Source organism: Bacteroides acidifaciens, from assembly GCF_903181435.1.
Taxonomy (GTDB): domain Bacteria; phylum Bacteroidota; class Bacteroidia; order Bacteroidales; family Bacteroidaceae; genus Bacteroides.
On record NZ_CAEUHO010000005.1, the window covers coordinates 174,670 to 193,548 of the forward strand.

At 42.8% G+C, this 18,879-nt stretch carries 11 protein-coding genes; 3 read left to right on the forward strand and 8 right to left on the reverse strand.

Annotated features, from left to right (window positions below; all coding sequences use genetic code 11):
• Nucleotides 1-12: 12 nt before the first annotated feature.
• The 8 genes from CLIN57ABFB40_RS17785 to CLIN57ABFB40_RS17820 all read right to left on the reverse strand — a co-directional run bounded on the left by CLIN57ABFB40_RS17785 (nt 13) and on the right by CLIN57ABFB40_RS17820 (nt 11,520).
• Complete coding sequence (locus CLIN57ABFB40_RS17785) at nt 13-1,635, reverse strand: DUF4832 domain-containing protein (RefSeq protein WP_175631337.1); 1,623 nt, start codon at nt 1,633-1,635, stop codon at nt 13-15.
• A 17-nt stretch (nt 1,636-1,652) separates the two neighbouring features.
• Nucleotides 1,653-3,068: a RagB/SusD family nutrient uptake outer membrane protein gene (locus CLIN57ABFB40_RS17790; RefSeq protein ID WP_175631338.1), complete on the reverse strand. Its 1,416-nt coding sequence runs from the start codon at nt 3,066-3,068 to the stop codon at nt 1,653-1,655.
• Nucleotides 3,069-3,081: 13 nt separating this feature from the next.
• Nucleotides 3,082-6,027: a SusC/RagA family TonB-linked outer membrane protein gene (locus tag CLIN57ABFB40_RS17795; protein WP_175631339.1), complete on the reverse strand. Its 2,946-nt coding sequence runs from the start codon at nt 6,025-6,027 to the stop codon at nt 3,082-3,084.
• Nucleotides 6,028-6,052: 25 nt separating this feature from the next.
• Nucleotides 6,053-7,228 carry a DUF1566 domain-containing protein gene (locus CLIN57ABFB40_RS17800; protein WP_175631340.1) on the reverse strand — a complete coding sequence of 392 codons (1,176 nt, stop codon included), beginning with the start codon at nt 7,226-7,228 and terminating at the stop codon, nt 6,053-6,055.
• A 12-nt stretch (nt 7,229-7,240) separates the two neighbouring features.
• On the reverse strand, nt 7,241-8,176 hold the full coding sequence (rbsK, locus tag CLIN57ABFB40_RS17805) for a ribokinase (protein ID WP_175631341.1): 936 nt from the start codon (nt 8,174-8,176) through the stop codon (nt 7,241-7,243).
• 41 nt (nt 8,177-8,217) lie between these two features.
• Nucleotides 8,218-9,141, reverse strand: a complete 924-nt coding sequence (rbsK, locus tag CLIN57ABFB40_RS17810; RefSeq protein WP_167960000.1) for a ribokinase — start codon at nt 9,139-9,141, stop codon at nt 8,218-8,220.
• A 227-nt stretch (nt 9,142-9,368) separates the two neighbouring features.
• The gene (locus CLIN57ABFB40_RS17815) at nt 9,369-10,910 is read right to left on the reverse strand and encodes a hypothetical protein (RefSeq protein WP_175631342.1); all 1,542 of its coding nucleotides are present in this window, start codon (nt 10,908-10,910) and stop codon (nt 9,369-9,371) included.
• Nucleotides 10,911-11,046: 136 nt separating this feature from the next.
• A complete protein-coding gene (locus CLIN57ABFB40_RS17820; protein WP_136013596.1) occupies nt 11,047-11,520 on the reverse strand; it encodes an HU family DNA-binding protein in 474 nt (157 codons plus the stop codon).
• Between the two features lie 338 nt (nt 11,521-11,858).
• Between CLIN57ABFB40_RS17820 and CLIN57ABFB40_RS17825 the strand changes: the two genes are divergently transcribed.
• From CLIN57ABFB40_RS17825 to CLIN57ABFB40_RS17835, 3 genes are read left to right on the forward strand one after another with little or no spacing between them, the layout of a single operon-like run.
• Nucleotides 11,859-15,128: a SusC/RagA family TonB-linked outer membrane protein gene (locus tag CLIN57ABFB40_RS17825; protein ID WP_175631343.1), complete on the forward strand. Its 3,270-nt coding sequence runs from the start codon at nt 11,859-11,861 to the stop codon at nt 15,126-15,128.
• Between the two features lie 34 nt (nt 15,129-15,162).
• The gene (locus CLIN57ABFB40_RS17830; RefSeq protein WP_136013598.1) at nt 15,163-16,887 is read left to right on the forward strand and encodes a RagB/SusD family nutrient uptake outer membrane protein; all 1,725 of its coding nucleotides are present in this window, start codon (nt 15,163-15,165) and stop codon (nt 16,885-16,887) included.
• A gap of 13 nt (nt 16,888-16,900) precedes the next feature.
• Nucleotides 16,901-18,793 (forward strand): SusF/SusE family outer membrane protein, encoded by a 1,893-nt coding sequence (locus tag CLIN57ABFB40_RS17835; protein ID WP_175631344.1) that lies wholly within the window; start codon nt 16,901-16,903, stop codon nt 18,791-18,793.
• The last annotated feature ends 86 nt before the right edge of the window (nt 18,794-18,879 follow it).

Consider the following 18,879-nt stretch of genomic DNA (forward strand, 5'->3'; position numbering starts at 1 on the left):
TAAGTTTGCTTATTATTGGATTTTATATTTCAGAGTCTTATCCTGCCTCATGTCATCGAAATCTTCGGTTGGGATTTCAAAATATACGGGCTCCGTATTGACACCGATATGTCCCATAGGGTGGCGTCCTCCTTCAAAGTAATTTTGAATGGCAAATCTTAATGAAGGAAGCATGCCGGACGGGTCTAATATGGAAATTGAGATGATATAATCTCCTGTATCTAGTTTCTTGTCTAAAGTCAGTTCTTCCTCAATATGATTCGTAGCAGCCGGTTGAGTATAGACTTTTGCTGAATTATTCCAGTTGTCTCCCGGCATCCATTGTGATATTTTAGGAGTTTTCAATGTTTTGCTCCATACAACTTCTTGAGTCTGGGAGTTTAGTAAGGCAATTTCTACCGGCCAGTCATAATAAAAAGGAGACGAACCTGTGTTAATCACATCAAATGATATTTTAAATGATTCATCCGGTTTGATATTTGTCGGATAGTTGAAATTGGACAAAAGAAAGCGGTAACCCATTGTCTTTTGTAGTAATTCTGCATTGGGTTCGAAAGTCGGGTCATTGAAATTAGCCCAAGTGATACCTCCCAAGTGGTTACAATGCAGATCGCGTATTTGCTGAATGACGAGGTCTTGCGTTTGGGCATCTGCTACTACTTCTTCAAAAGATTTGAATTTGTAGAGGCTTCCCCAGTTCCAGGTAATTTCTCCGCCTATGGGCTGGGTTTTCCAGCGATCGCCTAACTTCTTCATTTCTTCGTAGCCGCGCTTTATTTCTTCATCAATAGCCCATGAGTCCCAATAAATCCCGAATTCATAATCTTTGAATTCATAAGCATAGCGAACCATTACTTTCTTGTTTTTGAAGGCAGCGGTAAAGGCATCTCCCAATACTTTTTCAATGCCTGGCAGCCAGGTACGGTTCTCTACATGATTCGGTTGGTCATGAGGTGCCCATACTGTGGTGATATCCGGGTCGTGATGTTCCCCGAACTCGCCGATAATTCCCATTTCTACATAGGCTACTCTAGGGTCATTATCCCATGCTTGTCCGGCTTTCTCTACCAATTTCTTCACTCTTTCCTGAAAGGTAGGGTGACAATAGCCCCCAATAATAGGGGCGTTAAGATCGTCTTTATCATATATCTCTCCCGGAATGTCGCTGGGCCAATGCCAACCGTTCAAATCGTCGGGATTGTTGGTATAAGTATTCTTGGCATATCCGCCATGCCAGGGCTCCATCCATACGATGTAAATACGTGGGATAACCTTGACATTTATATCTTCCACTCCTTTCCACCTGTGGTTACTATAAGCAATAATCTTGTCGACACCGTCACTCTCATTGTCTTCCAGCATATTCCATTGCATATATTCTTTTATAATAGAACCGTAAGGATATGGATATTCATCTCTTACTTTATCATATCCCGGACCGAAGAATTCGCGTAATCCTTTCATCGGATTCCGGATTGCGTGAAGATATTCCGCCGGATTGATTGTAACTCTTCCGTCTTTTACTTCTACAGTTCCTCCTCCTTCGATAGGAGGAAGTATGCCATGGTCTTCTTCTTTGCATGAATAAAAGAAGATACTCATCAGTAGTCCTGTGATAAAAATAATTTTTTTCATGTGTTAAATGATTTATGTTAATATCCTTCGTTGTTTTCTGTGATAGCGTCATTGGCATCGATGGCGGCTTGCGGAATTGGGTATAAAACATGATAGGGCTGAATAGTGACCCCAGCGTGGTCTTTCATGTATTCACTTAGTTTGCCGAAGCGAATTAAATCCCAGCGGCGCAGGTGTTCACAACATAATTCATGCAATCTTTCTTCCAGTACGACTTCAGCAAACTGTTCTTTATTCAGGTTATCGGCTGCCGTTATGGAAGTTAGGCCTGCCCTATTTCGTACTTCATTCAGAGCATTATATTTTTCATTACTTGTGTCGTCTATACTGTTCAGTGCTTCGGCTTTCATCAAGAGTACGTCTGCATAGCGAATCATAGTAAAATTCAAATTATCATCTTCAATCACATTGCCAGTTTCCGCATCCCAAAATTTACCGGAAGAGGGCGGTGTCTGGGTAACTCCTGCATATTCTGTGATGAAGAATGCCTTTTTACGTTTATCGGCGTTATCATAAGAATCATATAGATATTGTGTCGGACCAAATCCACCCCAGCCGCCAAAGTTGGTCGGGCCGCCTACATTACGGGGTCCCCAATAAGAATGCTGGATACTTCCTTCCAGTCCCCACGAACCGGAATGCTTGAACTGGATTTCAAATATGTTTTCATATTCTTGATTCTTGTTTTTGGGATCAAATATATCCTTTAGATTATCATACAGCTTGAATTTGCCTTCGAGCATCCTGCAGTATTTTAATGCTTCGTCCGGTTTTCCCCACTGAAGATAAATGCGTGCCAGCAGAGCTTGGGCAGCATAGGACGTAGCTCTTCCTTTATCTTGGGCATTCGGCCAAGAGGTAGGGAGCCCGAGAGCAGCTTCCATGTCCTGGGTAATCAGTGTATATACTTCGTCAGCCGTGGCGCGCGGTTTCATGATTTCACTTCTATCAATGGATGATTTTGTCCATAAAGGAACTCCGCCATACATTCTCACAAGGTCGAAATAGTAGATCGCTCTTAAAAAACGGGCTTGCATAATCATGGAACTATGGAGATCCGCACTGACTGCATCCGAAGGCATATCAATAACTGCATTGCAACGTTTGATGCCTTCGTAGCAGAGCCGGTAGTGATTATCCAGGAATTCGTGTGAAGCGGAAAAAGTATAGTAATGCAATTGGGAGTAAGCCGCCCAACCCATATCAAACGGAATTACTTCATCTGTTCCGAATTCAGTAAGGGTAATGGTGTATTTTCCGACAAAGACTTCTTGGAGCGTGCCATAAGCGGCATAAAGAGTTTGCTGCCAATCTTCCGGTTTTTCATAAGCATTTTCCGGGGTTAGTACACTTTGGGGTGTCAAGTCAAGAAAGTTGTCGCAACTGCATAATGTCAGGCAACTGAGAGCTAATATTGATAAATATTTTTTCATAATGTTTCTGTTTTTAGAAGTTAAGAGAAATACCACCGATAAAGCTACGGGCGTTCGGATAAGGATTGGTATTGTCGCTGGACTCTACGTCAAATCCTGTAAATTCCGTAGCTGTGAATAGGTTCTGTACAGAGAAATAAACCCTGATATTTGAGGCTTTGATATTTCTGATGACACTTTTCGGCAAGCTATAACCAATTTCCAGGTTACGGAGGCGCAGGTAATCACCTTTTTGGAGATTGGCGTCAGTACCGTCTCCGTTAGCATAAGCGCTGCCAACTCGTGGGGCAGGATATTTGTTGTTCGGTCGGTCCTGTCTCCAATAATATTTGTAATAGTTTTCGCTCATGTTTCCCCATACATTGAAAGAGTTGAGGTAACGGTTCAGTGAATTATTGATTTTATGTCCTCCTGCAAAAGTAAAGAATGCGGTAAGATCAATACCTTTATATGAGAATGTATTGGTAAAGCTACCGTAATATTTGGGAGTGGAAACACCGCAGAAATCACGGTCTTCTCCGTTGATTACATAGTCTTTCTTAGAATCCAGAATCTTGCGGTCACCGGGTTGGGCATTGTATTTGGCAGCTTCGACAGCTTCGTTCGTTTGCCAGATACCTTCGGATTTTAATAAGTAGAATTGTCCGATAGGACGTCCCACAAACAATGTTTTATTGACGTCTTGTTTGCCGTCATAAAGTTCTTTGATCTTATTGTTATTATAAGAAATCATGAAGGCTGTTGTCCATAAGAAGTCTTTGGTGCTGATGTTGACTGTGTTTAGTGTAAATTCAATACCTTTGTTGTCAATTTTGCCGATATTGGTGAGTGAAGTGCCGAAACCGGATTCCAGTGGAAGGGGGACTTCCCATAGTAGGTCGGTCGTACGTTTATAATAAGCTTCAATCGTACCGGCTATCCGGTTGTTGAATAATCCGAAGTCAATCCCTAAGTCTAATTGGTTGGCTTTTTCCCAAGTTAGTTCCGGGTTCGAGATGGAAGTTTGTACAGAGCCGGTTACCAGATTATTGCCTAAAACGTAATTGGCTGAAGCGCTTCCGAGGGCGATTGTCGGAGCATAGGCGAAATCTCCGATATTCTGGTTACCCAGTTTGCCGGCGCTGATTCTTAACTTCAGGTTGCTGATGACCGGAGCGTTTTCTTTGATGAAACTTTCTTCAGAGACACGCCATGCAAGCGCCAGTGAGGGGAAGAATCCCCACCTGTGTCCCGGGGCAAAACGAGAAGAACCGTCGCCGCGCATGGTCAATGTTGCCAGATAGCGGTTGCTGAAATTATAATTGAATCGCCCGTAGAATGACACTAGGGAAGAGGGGACTGCATACGAAGAGTTTGGTCCATGTTCTTCCGCTCCTTGCAAATTGTAATACTTGAGAATGGATGACAACTTTTTAGAGTCGGCGGTAACTTCTTCATAATCTGTTCTGGAAGCTGAGAAACCAGCCATTGCAGAAAATTGATGTTCTTTGTTGATATCAAATGAATAAGTGGCAGTGTTCTCTGTTTGCCAGTATCTTTTTTTATTCGACATTACATTGGCATGGCCGCCAGCCGTATAATGCTGTCCCATACGTCCGTCCTCGTAAGTATTTACTTTGTAAAAGACAAGTTCTCCACCGTTGTCGGAACGTAATTTCAAGTTCTTTATCGGTTCTATCTCAATGTAGGCGGAACCTACGAATCTGGATTTGAGTGTGGCTTTGTCAAGCAAGTCGACAATGGCTACCGGATTTGCTTTCGTGTTGAGGAAACCGTCGAAATATTCTCCGTCTTCGGTATAAATAGGAGCTGTTGGTTGTGAACTAATAGCACTGAACATGGTTCCGTATCCCGAATCTGCTTCTTCATTGATATTCATGAGTTTAGATTCGATGACGTTGAAACGTACACCATATCTTAACCACTTGTTTAGTTTGGCATCCATATTATATCGAACAGTCAGCTTATTAAAAGACGAGTTCTTGACCGTACCTTTTTGGTCATACCAATCTACTCCCAGGAAATGTTGCATATCATTCTTTCCACCGGAAATCGAGAAGTTATAATTTTGATATTGGCCGTTCTGGGTAACTGCGTCCTGCCAGTCGGTCGACTCGCCACGGCTGAGTAAACGTAGTTCCTCTGATGTCCATTTATAATTAGGTTGGGCAATGGATACTAATTCATAATATTGCTGTGCGTTCATCAAATCTTGTTTGTTCAACATTCGTTGCGTACCGAAAGAGGCATTCAGGGAGATTTTGGCTTTTCCGCTTGTACCCTTTTTGGTAGTTACGAGTACTACGCCATTAGAACCCCTTGAACCATAGATGGATGCAGACGAAGCATCTTTTAGAATTTCGATGGATTCAATATCACCGGAAGATAAATCCTGCAAACCTCCTTGTACGGGAATACCGTCGACGATATATAGCGGCTCGCTGCCGGCCCGGAGCGATCCTACTCCACGAATAACGACAGAAGCATCTCCACCGGGTTTTACGGAGCCGGTAGTTACTTGCACACCGGCGGCAAGTCCTTGCAGGGCAGTTGTCACTGTTCCTACTTTGGAGTTCGTAAGATTTTCAGATTTGATAGAGGCAACAGCACCCGTCAAATCACTCTTTTTAGCAATACCATAACCGATTGCCACTACTTCATCCAAGTTAATGGCGTCTGCTGCCATTTGTATATTAATGATATTTTGTTTTCCTATGGTAACAGACTGTTTTACCATGCCCACGAAAGTAAACTCCAGGACATTTCCTCTTTTGGCTTTGATGTTGTAGTTTCCGTTTGCATCACTTACTGTTCCTGTTTGAGTCCCTTTTATGGTTATAGATACACCTGGCAATGTTTCATTACTCGTGTCGGTAACGGTTCCTCTAATGTTGATTGTCTGTGCATGTAATACACTGACAAAAAAGATGGCTATAAATAGTATAATGTGTTTTTTCATGACGCTTATTTTATAGGATTGTTAGTTAATAGGCCCGGATAGGAAGAACACCAATTTTCCAACCGCTTTTTGAGCAGATTTCAGAAACGATGTTAGTCTCTTCGTAGAAATTCACATAATAGGCAGACCAGCCGGTTTCCCCGTCGCCTTCGCTTGAAGTCCAGTAATTGTTTGCCGGAATATTGACTCCTTTCTCAGCTAATAAACTTTTAACCTTGAATACTTCAATCAGTTCTTCTCTGGAAGGGAGGAACCAGTCGGCATATACGGCATTTCCTTCAGTGACACTATTGTCCAGACAAAGTTGGGCGGCAATTTTGACTCCTTGCCACTCGGGCCAGTTGTTCGCACTCTGCAATGCATTAAACTTCTTGACTATATTTTGAGTGTTTGTATAGCCGCTTCCCATACTTTGACTCGTTCCGGCCGCATCCGACGGATTTACTTCCGGACCGAATTGCTCTGTTCCCGTACCGATGTTACTCATGTTTACGATATATCCGTGTGCCTTTGCAGTATTCACCCAGAATACAACACCTCCTCCGAGCTTATCGCCAACATTCGTCTCGATAGTGATAGTTCCAAGATTACTTTTCCGTTCTCCTCTGACAATCATGATAGAGTTTACTCCGTATAACCCTTCAGGAAGTGTAAATTCTACTCCTTCTTCATTAAGAGTTAATGGTAAATTATATTCGACGCCTGTCGGGTAGAAGGAAGCATATAATACGGCAACGTCTCCTGCTTCAAATCCTTTTCCTTGAATTTCAACTTTGCTCTTGGGTTGTACATTGCCGGAAGGAAGAATAACATCAGTAATTGGAACAATGAACGGTACTTTCAAAGTTCCGTTTAAAACGGTTTGTTTACCGGCTCTTTCAATTGTTATGCTATAGTCGCCACCTGCTTCCACCGGAACAATAAATTTTAAGTAGCTATCTGTGATTTCTGTGACTTCTACCTTTTCTTTCTGGTTGGTAGCGTTGCTTAAATAGACTATATCTTCTTTTGCAAAACCGAGTCCGTTGATTTGCGCCACCTGACCGGGGATGATGTCATTTTCCGAAGGAAATTTTATTTCCTTTAGAATGGGAGCTATAGGGGTAGCGGTGTGTTCGTCGTCGCTATCGCAGCTATAAAAGTTGCATACTATCAGGCCCGATAAGATAGGGATGAGTAGTTGTTTCAAATAGGTTTTCATGGTTCATTAAATTTAAAAGTTGAATGATAAGGCTAATTCTTTTTCAAGCATGAAGTGTTTCACTTCATCGAGAGTGGGAATAGACGGCTGTGCACCCGAACGTGTGACTGCGATGGCTGCCGCAGTGTTGGCAAAGTTGAGTGCTTCCTGATCTATTTCTTTCTTTGCACAAACGACCGCCAATGCACCGCAAAAAGTGTCACCTGCGGCGATCGTGTCGATCGCATTTACTTTACAACCGGGAAGTTGCATGGTTGCTTTTGCATTTTTCATATACACGCCTTGGCTTCCCAGTGTGATTACGACATTGCTTGTACCCGCTTTCAGCAATGTTTCAGCAATTTCCTCGAGATTATTATCTCTATACTCAATTCCTGAGATGAATGAAGCTTCCAGCTCATTGACGACTAGTATATCAATGGCTTTCATCAGTTCCTCGTCGATCAGGCAGGCGGGTGCGGGATTGAACAATATCTTTTTACCTTTTTGTTTTGCCGATAGAGCTATTTTTTTTATTGTTTCGTAAGGAATCTCAGCTTGCATAACGATGATATCGGCTTCGTCGATTACTTCTGAGAAATGGGTGATTGAACCGGGTAATAAAGAATAGTTAGCTCCGGGAGCTACTGCAATGCAGTTTTCACCACTGTCAGCCACAAAAATAAGTGCGGTTCCTGTGGGATGATTGACATCATCAATAATGTAATCGGTGGTGATACCTTCTTTCTTAAAGTGTTTTTTTAAAATATCCGCGTACATGTCATTCCCCAAAGAGGTGACAAATGTCACAGAGCCGCCAAGCCTGGCTGCTGCCACAGCCTGGTTCGCTCCTTTGCCTCCGAGGGACTGCATGAAATTTGCATCTCCGACTGTTTCGCCGGGTGCCGGGAGATGGCTGACTTGTGCAACCATGTCGATGTTTGAACTTCCAATAACTACTACTTTCATTTGAATCAGATTTATGTGATTAACCTAGGCTTTTCTCTATTTTATAAGTTGACTTCTCTTTTGTATGGGATGGCGCTCTGGGCACCGATGCGTGTGACGGCAATAGCTGCCGCTGCATTTGCAAACTTCACGGATTCGGCCAACGAATGTCCTTTGGATAAATAAACACTGAATGCTCCACAGAATACATCTCCTGCTCCGGTTGTGTCGATAGTCTCTACTTCTTTGGCAGGAACCATGGTATATTCGTCCTTTTCTTTCACGTAGGCTCCATCTTTTCCCAAAGTAATGACGACATTTTCTATACCTTTTTCTCCGATGGCTTTAGCTGCCCGGTGCGCACTTTCAACATCCATTACCTTTATTCCTGATAGCATTTCTGCTTCTATACGATTAGGCAATATAGTATGTACATTATTTAAAAAGGAGTTGCTCAAGGTAGAGGCAGGCGCAGGGTTGAGTATTACTTTCTTGCCATATTGGTTGGCAATAGTAGCTGCATACTCCACTGTTTCTATCGGAACTTCAAGTTGCATGAGTATAATATCAGCTTCCTTGATTTTTTCTTCAGCTTTATTGATATCTTCTATCGAAAGCGAACGGCTGGCCCCCGGTGCTACGATGATGCTGTTTTCTCCGAAAGAATCGACAGAAATAAGAGCTACTCCTGACGGACTTTTCTGATCGGTGAATATAAATTCAGTATTGATTTTCTCAGATTTGTATATTTCTAAAGCTTGCAGTCCAAATAGATCATAACCAATTTTGGAGATAAAAGTTACTTCCGCTCCTAATCGTGCTGCTGCGATAGCCTGATTGGCTCCTTTGCCCCCAGGGTTCATATAGAAAGTTCCACCTAGAATGGTTTCTCCGGGGACAGGTAGCCTGTTGGCTTTCACAACCATATCGGTATTACAGCTTCCGATAACTACGATTTTGGGTCGATTGCTAGATATAGTTTCCATAATATTAATAATTAAGATGATGCAAATAAAAAGAATAATAACGCATCGTTTTTTACATTAATAATTCATTTATATAATTTCAAATTATATATTTAATATAGAATATTATGTTTTAAAGGTGCTTTTGGGATTGTGATGTCGTGTGGATTTGTATAATTACAAATGGATAAATGGGAAATTAGAGAAGTGTTTTTGCGCTGTGAATTTAGATTATCAGCTTTGCCTTTTTAGATTTCTTTAGCATTTGTGTGTTGTCTGAGAACTTCAGACAGCTTTTCTTTCCGTATTTTTGATTCTATCCATGCAGTAAAATCAAAAATGCGTAATAACTGGTTTTCGTATTTGTCATTGTACAATTCATGAATTTCCGGATATAGCTTTTCCCAGAAAGCTTCCCGGTCTTTTCGTAGAATAGGCAGATTGCTTTTGTTTAAGAACCATAAAACCGTGTGCTCTGTCTTGAACGTCTGCTCTTTGGGAGAAGACAAACTGCGGGTAATGGAGCGTGATTCGTGCTTTATCAGTTCAAATTCTTGTGTTTCATAGTAAGCAATGAGACGAACCAGACGAATCGTTCTCATTAGCGGCAAGTATTTGATATTATGGTCTATAATGGCATTGCTTATATATTTCTTCGCTGCCTTGTAGTTCTGATTGCCGATGTGTATAAGAGTCGTGTAGAGTAATAGCTCGCTTTTGCGTATAGGACTTAACCATGCTTCTTTGTCGTATAGTAACTCCTGATAATGATTCATGAGCTCCGTGCAACTGGAAAAATCACCTTTGTCCAAATACGGGAACAGCTCGTATTGGAAAAGCAGGCAGGTGGCGTTCACTTTAAACTCCAGTGAAGAGTCCTCTGCGATTAGTTTCTTTAATTTCTCCAGGAAATACGGCATTTCGTTGTAGTTGCCCACTGAACGTAAACTGCCGAGTACCCCTTCGAGCACTGACAAATAATAAATAGGTGGATTCGACCAGAATTGTTGGTTCTGCTCAAATAGAGAATTCAGTTCTTTGTATGAGTTGAGGGCAGCTCTGTAATCTCCTGCTCCCATTAGATAGTTTGCCTGAAAAAGTTTATGATTTCGTGTCAATTCAAAATTCCCTTCCGCGTCTGAAGAAGCGGCTATATAAAGCTCGTTGACCATAAGGTCGTTCATATCCTGTTTTTGCTTTGCAGTCCGTATGGCTCCGATATGAGAGAGACGGTATTTTAATAAATTATGCAGAGAAGATTGCTCCGTTATTTTTCGAATTTTCTTTAACGATTCATTTTGGATAAAATGTTTGTGAAAAAGTTCCTGCTCTGTCATGTTGGGGAAGTTCAGCCGTAGCAAATATTCCAATTCCTGTTTCTGTGCAATCATCAGAATCTCGTTGTTTTCATAGAACTGTGCCTGTTCTATCGTGTTGGACAGTATCTCGAAACATTCTTCGAACAGGGAACGCTCGTATAGCATACGGGCTTTGCATAAATCGTTCAGCAAGTCATAGTAGATGTCTTTCTTCTTTCTTAATGTGAGTAATGTATCTACCAGTTTCTCATATAAGTATTGGATGGACACTTCAAAAGAACCTTTCGGCCTGCGCTTATAAAACTCTTCTTTCACCGCATTTCCGTCAGGCTGTTTGCTCTTCGTGATAATGTCGTAAATCACAAGATAGTCCTTCTCTTCCTTGTCTTTGACGATCTGTAAGGAGAAGTGCTTCTTTTCTGATTTCGATAGTGAGTATACCAGGGAAATAACGGAGTCGACTCTTTTCATGAAGCCCTTTCGATTAGTATTTATGCTGCAATATTCGGGAATTTCTGTGAAATAAGCAAATATTAGGTATATTAAAAAATCCGGCTTGAGTACTCCCAAACCGGATTCTTTTAAATATTAATAAACAAGAGAATGTTTATGCTGCCGGGTCTGGCGTTTCACCGCCATTCTCACCCTCACCTTCATTTCCGCCGCCACTAGGCGGGGTAGAAGTCTCAGTATCCGGCAACTCCAGTTTTTGAATACTGACAGTTTTTATCATCCCTTTCAATAGACTGCCCGGAGTGAAAATGATTTTACGGTTTTTCAATGTTTCCGTAGTTACCCCTTTTGCATCATTTTGGCTTTTACATCCAAAGGAAGGACGGAAAGTCCCGAAATCTCCAAGACTGACGGATGCTCCGATTTCCATGTATGTTTTCAATGAATCAATCAATCCGTCGAGTACAGACTTTACTGTACCGCGGGGAACGAACCCGACTTTGGTTACCTGGTCGCATAACATTTTAAAATCCACAGTAACCACATTAAATGGACGTGCTACATATTTTTCGGCTTTATTCTCGTCAAAGCCAAAGGTTGTTTTCTTGACTACATATTTCAGTGCCATAATCTTTAATAGTTTTAATCGTTAGTAATTCTAGTTCTTATTTTGTGATCACGACGCAAAGATATGGCAATTGAGTTTATTGACCAAGTGATTTTGAAAGTGTGCGTGAATAAAATAATTAATTTTTCGATAATAGACTGAATGTTAGATTGATATGCGTTTCTCAATATTTACATTGCTCTATTCTTGAAAAGCATTACAGGCTCTTAAAAATTTTATTTTAAAGAAAAAATGTGTTTGAACTGTGGGTTGTCGCTTTAATTTTGTCTTTTATATGAATTCGCGAAATCAACTATTTAATTTTTTATTAATTCAATTTACTAAGAACCTTTTAATACATGAAAAGACGAAGTCATTTAAATGTAGTGCTTCCCCGTTGGTTATTCTTGTTGTTTGGAATGGTATGGGTATTTGCGGTGTCAGCACAAGATGCTAAAATAAGCATCAACGTCAACAAACAGCCCTTGGCTCAGGTCTTGTCAGAACTTGAGCGTCAGACGAATTATAAATTTTTCTATAGCAATGAATTGGTTGCCGGGGTAGCCTTGGTTACTATTAAGGTAGCCAATAAGCCATTGTCATCCGTGCTTCAGCGTATCTTGCCTGAACGAAACTTAACGTACAAAATTGAGGGACGTCACATCATTTTGTCAGGTACTGTCTCGAAAGTGACTGATGAAAACAAGAAGGAACCAAGTGCGCAAACAATTACTATAAGAGGCAGGGTCACTGACAGTGCTGGAGAGCCTCTTATTGGGGTGTCTGTCAAATCCGGAGCTACAGGAGTCATCACCGATATTGATGGTGGCTATTCTATGAATGTCACACAGGGTGCGCAGTTGTCATTTTCTTATATAGGATATGCTACTGTGACTCAAAAGGCTGTTGAGAGTAAGAATTTGGATATCATCATGACTGAAGATGTCAAGCTCCTTAATGAAGTGGTGGTAATCGGTTATGGCACTATGGACAAGAAAGAACTGACTTCGGCTATCAGCCATGTCAGCGAAAAAGACTTTCTTAATATTAGTTCATCAGATCCGGCACGCCTTATTCAAGGCAAGGTGTCGGGTGTCTCCATTGTCAATGTCAGTGCTGCCGACCCCAACGCAAGTTCTAACATTCAGGTTCGTGGTGTGGCGTCGCGTCAAGCGGGTCTGGGACCACTAATCGTTATCGACGGTGTGCCGGGAGGTAGCATGAACAATGTGAACCCTAATGATATTGCGTCGTTTGATGTGCTTAAAGACGGTGCAGCTTCAGCCATCTACGGTACACGCGGAGCCAATGGTGTTATCCTGATTACAACGAAGAAGGGGAGCAAGGACGGTGCTGTGCATACCACATATACCACTACATTGTCGTGGGATAAGATGAAGAACGAACTCGACATGATGGATGCCGATGATTACCGCAGGATACGTCTTGCTTGGGGAGACCTCGGAAATGATTTGGGCGGAAATTACGATTGGCTTGATGGGGTGAGCCAAACGGGCTTCGCCCATAAGCATACGCTTAGCCTTTCGGGAGGCAATGAACGTACCAATTATCGGGTAAGCGTTGATTATCGCGATGCTTCCGGCATCGACAGACGTTCTATGCGCGAGGAATATGGTGGACGTGCTTCTATCAATCATACCACCAAAGGTGGGCTGTTCAATTTCACAGCCAATTTGGCCCCGCGCATCATCTATTCCGATCTTGCCGATTGGGGTGTTTTCTCCAATGCTATTGAAGTGAATCCTACCACACCACTGATGGATCTGCGTAATCCTACGAGATATTATAACTTTATAGGACAGACGGCTACATACAACCCTGTAGAACGTCAGGAACTTGAGAAAAAGCATTGTGACACTAAGTTGCTCGATTGGGATGCAACAGCACGCCTCAACTTGTTACCGCTTTTGGCCAAGTCGAAAGAGTGTCCTGTGATGCTCAACACGCAGATTACATTTGCCGACCGGCAGTATGTGTATGATAATTCCGAGTTCATTCCCTCAACAAGTACTACGGCTATCAATAGCGGATTTGATGGAAGCGCCAAGCGTGTGTCCGATACAGATAGGCAGTATATGACAGAATGGATCACTAATCTTTCTGCAAAATTCGGACAACACAATGTAAAACTGATGGGCGGTTACAGTTATACCTATTCTCACCAGTCCGGGCATTCGGCCGAGAACCGCAACTTTCCTAATGATGGTCTCGGATCGGACAATCTCGGGTCGGGCGATTATGCCAAAGACGAAGGTGTGCTGGGTATGGACAGTTATCGCAAAGATAGCAAACTTATAGCATATTTCGGTCGGGTAAGCTACGATTGGGACGGTCGCTATCTCGTCACGGCATCCATACGTCATGAGGGTTCGTCTAAGTTTGGTTCCAATCATAAATGGGGTAACTTCCCGGCTGTGTCGGCAGGCTGGCGTGTAAGTCAGGAGAAGTTTATGGAATCTACCCAAGGATGGCTCGACGATTTGAAGATACGTGGTGATTATGGTGAGACCGGTAATCAGGATTTTGACAGCTACCAGTCGATACCTGCAATGAAGGGCTGGGGCGATTATTTCATTAACGGTAAGTTTATGCAGGTGTGGGGTTCGGAGAGTAATGTCAACCCTGATTTACATTGGGAAAAAGCTAAAAACTGGAACATCGGCGTTGACTTCTCAATGTTTAAGGGACGCATTGCCGGTTCTTTCAACTATTTCAATCGCCGTTCCAACGACCTTTTAGGTACATATACCGTGTCTATCCCACCTTATCTTCACGAGACAACTGTGGTCAATGTGGGGAGTATGTCGAATCAAGGATTCGAGTTCGAACTTAGTTTCATTCCTGTGCAGACACGTAATTTTACGTATAATTTTAATGTCGTAGGCTCGACTATAAAAAATAAGTTCATCAACTTTTCCAATTCACAGTATGTGGGGCAGGACTATTACTATGAATGTTGGACGGAAGCTCCTTATGCCGGCTATACGCTTCAACGCATAGAGGTGGGACAGCCGGTTGGCAACTTTTATATGTTGCGTTATGCCGGTATCAACGAAAAAGGTGAATGGATGGTTTATGATAAGGAAGGCGACATCATTGAACTCGGTCTTGCCGATGAAAACGACCGGGCTATTGTAGGTAACGGTCTGCCGAAGTTCAATTTGTCTACTACTCACACTTTTCGCTATCGCAACTTTGACTTGTCGCTTTTCTTCCGGGGAGCATTCGGATTTGACTTGTTCAATATCCATGATTTCTATTATGGAACTCGTAAATTCAATGGCAATCTACTTAAAAAGGCGTATGGAAAGAATTTTGACATCAATCCCACGTCACCTCATGCCGCTACCGATTATTTTTTGGAGCGTGGCGACTACTTCAAGCTCGAACAGCTCACTTTGGGCTATACGCTTAAAACACCTCATTGGCGCTTCATGGATGGCCTGCGCATCTACGGTTCGATGAACAATGTGTTCACACTCACTGGGTTTTCCGGTGTCGATCCGTCGACCTACAATGTAAATGGCCTTACACCAGGGGCTATCGGCAGCCGGGGATATTATCCATCTTCCAGACAATTCATTCTGGGAATGCAAGTTGATTTTTAACTCTCTATCTTAATAAATAAGTACCCGAGAAAATATGAAATTAATAAACTATATATTAGCAGTTGTGTTTATTGGAAGCGTTCTCGCCGGATGCAATAATCTGGATGAGACACTTTACAGTTCCATCGGTTCTAATAATTATTACAATACCCGAGACGATGTGTTGCGTGCTGCCTATCGTCCTTTTGAGCATGCTTTCTGGAGTATCAGCAGCCGTCATGTGCTTAACGAACTTAGTGCCGATCAGATTATTACACCCGTGCGTGACGGATGGTGGGACGATGGAGGTGTGTGGCGTTTGTATCATTACCATCAGTGGACCGATGCTCGCGGTGCCGATGATTCAATCATATATGAATGGTCGGGATGTTTTCAAGGTATCGGTCAATGTAACTTTGTGATTGAAGAACTCGCACAACTCAATCCGGCAAAATTTGGTTTCACACAAGCGGACTTTGATAATCTTACAGCCCAGTGTCGTGTATTGCGTGCATGGTTCTATATACGCCTGCTCGATGCTTTTCGCAATGTGCCCTACGTTGTAAGTTTTAACGACCAGTCGAAAAATACTGAGACCCAGGTGGAGCCTTCGAAGATTTTTAAACTGATTGAAGATGAACTGAAGGAGTGTATTGACTTGGTATATGAGAAGGGACCGTCAGTCAGTGCCGGTCAGTGGACGCGTGGTGCTGTTGTCTCCTTACTGGTGCGTCTGTATCTTAATGCCAAAGTATATATTGGCGAAGACCGTTATAGCGACTGCGAGCGATATGCCCAGGATTTAGTTGACGGAAAATATGGCGCTTATGAAATAGCCGACCGTTGGGATGCAGCTTTCGATTGGGACAACGATCAATGTGATGAAATGATTTTCGGTTTCCCCGCAGCGGCAGGCTATACCTCATGGCATTATGAAAATAATACTTTTTGGAATACCGTGCCTGCGAATTCGGAGGTCTATTTTGGCGACCGTAAATGTAAGAAAGGTGCCCACAACTGCCACTTTGCAGCTTCGCCGAGCTATGACCTGAACGGCAAGCTCTATGATTATGAATTGGGTATGCCTGTAGAGAAATTCCGTAAGTATCCGGGCGACGAACGCATGAAAATGTATCGTAACTTAGGAAACGGACGTCGTGAAGGTATGTTCTTATATGGCTACATCGAGTACAAAGGGGATGATGGCAAAATGCATCAGATGATTGCTCCTGAAAAGCCATACAAATTGTATATACGCGATGCCGTGGGTGTTTTCCACGACCTTGCACCTGACAGTTGGCCAAGAAATAAGGAAAGTACGCTTTCAAGCGGTGACCACAACTCAGGATATCATTTTGTGAAATATCCTTTCTATGCCGATGATGATCCGCATCAGCTTGAGAGTGACTATGCCGAAATACGTTTGCCCGAAGTGATCTACTCCTTGGCCGAGTGCAAACTGCGTCGCGGTGCCGTTGATGATGCAGCCGAACTGCTCAATAGCGTACGTCGCCGCAACTATCCAAGTGAACAGCTCAAAGAGGTACTTTATGCTCCCGAGGGTAAAGTGCAGCTTAACATGAACGAGATGCTTGATGAATGGGGACGTGAGTTTTTTGCCGAAGGTCGTCGTCGCATTGACCTGATACGTTTCGGCAAGTTCTCAACTGGTCGCTGGTGGGACAAAATACCCGATGCGGACAATCATTGCCAAATTTTTCCGCTGATACGGCAGACACTTGATACTAATTCTAAACTGGTTCAGAATCCCGGTTATTAAAATCGTTCAGAATATGAAAATAAAACTCAATAACATACTTACGGCATTCTTACTGGTGTGTCTGTGCTGCACCGTCGGTTGCCACGATGAAAAAGAACTTGTCAATTTGGGTAATGACATTCCTACAAAACTTCAAAAACTGTATATGGTAGGATCTGCCAGTCCCGACAACTGGGATATTGATCACCCTACACCGCTGACAAAGTCAGACGACGATCCCTATATCTGGATATATGCTGGTCCTCTTATTGAAGGAGAATTTAAACTTTGTGTGAAAACCGGAACTTGGGAACAGCCCATGTTTCACTCCATGACATTTTTAGAAGAGATTGGTGAAACACCGATTGTCGACAAACCCTTCCAGCCGGCTCGTCAGGGTGGTGATGATGAAAAATGGCTGGTGGTCAAACCTGGCATTTATACGCTCCGTTTCAATCTGCGAGCACGCACTTATAGCAGTGTATATGAGGGTGAGATAGGCTCGGAGGTGACGCCTATCGAGACTTCTAATGTGTACCTGTTGGGAACGGCAAGTCCGACCGAATGGAATTTGTCGGGTGCTGAACCTATGGAACGTTCGGACAACGATTCTTACGTTTTCAGCTGGACAGGCGATCTTTATACCGGTTCGTTGCGGTTTGCTATTTCGACTACCAATTGGGAAGCCCCTATGATACGTCCTTTCTCCGACAACGAACCTATCGGTAAGGAGCCGATTGAGAACGGCAGGTTTGTATATCGCAACGGTAATCCCGATACGAACTGGAATGTGACTAATAACGGAAACTATACCATTACTCTCAATTTACATGATTGGACTATCAGTACCGTATTCAATTATGAGATAGAGAACAAACCTATTCAGGCGGATGGCGTGTATATTTTTGGCGATCCGGTGAAGTATCTTGACCATAAGGCCCCAATGATACGTTCAGAGGAAAATGAAAACATATTTACCTGGCGCGGATGGTTAGGTTGGGGATGGATGCAACTCAGCTTGGCAGAAAACGATTGGGATCATCTTCTTCACCCGCTTGTCGACAAATCGCCTGTCGGCAAAGAACCCATAATTGACCAGAACTTCAATTATCCTTATGGAGAATATAATGATTGGAACGTAGAGACTCAAGGTATCTATACATTAACCATTGATTTGTCTAAACGCACATTTAGCGCTGTGCTGGAGGAGGAGTGCGATGAACGTCCCGAAGAGATTGAAACGGAAGGCATGTACATCTTCGGAAGTCCGGTGGAATATCTTGGAAGTAAAACTTCAATGATACGCTCTCTGGAAAATAAAAACATTTTCACTTGGCGCGGATGGTTAGATTGGGGATGGATGCAGCTCAGCTTGGCAGAAAACGACTGGGATCATCTTCTTCACCCGCTTGTCGACAAATCGCCTATCGGCAAAGAACCGGTGGCTGACCAAAAATTCAATTACCCCAGTGGAGAATATAATGATTGGAATGTAGAGACTCAAGGCGTTTATACGCTGACTGTCGATTTGTCTAAACGTACGTTCAGCGCTGCGCTGGAGGTGGAATGTGCCGAACCGCCGATTGAAACGGAAGGTGTGTATATTTTAGGTGATCCGGTAAAAGAGTTAGGATCGAAAGCGGCAATGAGTCGCTCCTCGGAAAATAGCAGTGTCTTCACTTGGCGCGGATGGTTAACTTGGGGATGGATGCAGCTTAGCTTGTCCGAAAACGATTGGGATCATCTTCTCCATCCGCTTGTTGATGCATCGCCTATCGGCAAAGACCCGGTAATTGACCAAAATTTCAATTATCCTTATGGAAGTTACAACAATTGGAGCGTGAATGACGAGGGAATCTATACACTTACCGTTGACCTTGCCAAACGCACATTCAGTGCAGTGTGGGAAAGTGATAGCAGGAACTGATTCTCATTTATAGTGAAATAAACATTTTATACGGACGAGATAATGAAAAAGATAAATAAATATATTATAGCATGTTCAGCGCTAAT